The 368-nt window shown below is 52.2% G+C and carries 1 pseudogene; it reads right to left on the bottom strand.

Annotation, left to right across the window (positions count from 1 at the left end):
* A pseudogene (locus HEP89_RS29830) lies at positions 1–95 on the bottom strand (glutathione S-transferase family protein); the annotation flags it as partial.
* Between the last annotated feature and the right edge of the window lie 273 nt (positions 96–368).

The raw sequence follows: 368 nt of genomic DNA, 5'->3' as shown, positions 1-368 counted from the left end.
TGGCCGACTTCCTCAAGCGCCCAACGGACACGCATATCACGCGCAAGGCCGACACCTTTGTCGGGAGATGATTTGAATGCGGTGATGGTGGGCACGGGTTCTCCAACGCGAATTTTGGATGGGTGCGTTTAAGAAAAGTCTCTTACAAAGCTGACTTTGCTGCAAAATGCAGCATTGGTCAAAGCGGGCTCAAACCGGCCATGCCGCGGGGTGGAACAATCGACTTCACTGGCGCCGCTTACGGCCCTGAGCAGTCCTCCAACACCTATTGATTCAATGGCAGCTTTGCGCCCCCATTACTTTCGAAATGTGTACCCATTTCCAAACCGAACACCGCACTTTTCGGAATTGAATTCTTGAAGATCAGT

This window comes from Labrenzia sp. 5N (assembly GCF_012395805.1).
Taxonomy (GTDB): Bacteria; Pseudomonadota; Alphaproteobacteria; order Rhizobiales; family Stappiaceae; genus Roseibium; species Roseibium algicola.
The sequence above is the reverse complement of the archived record's forward strand: the minus strand, read 5'-3'. Positions and strand labels throughout refer to the sequence as shown.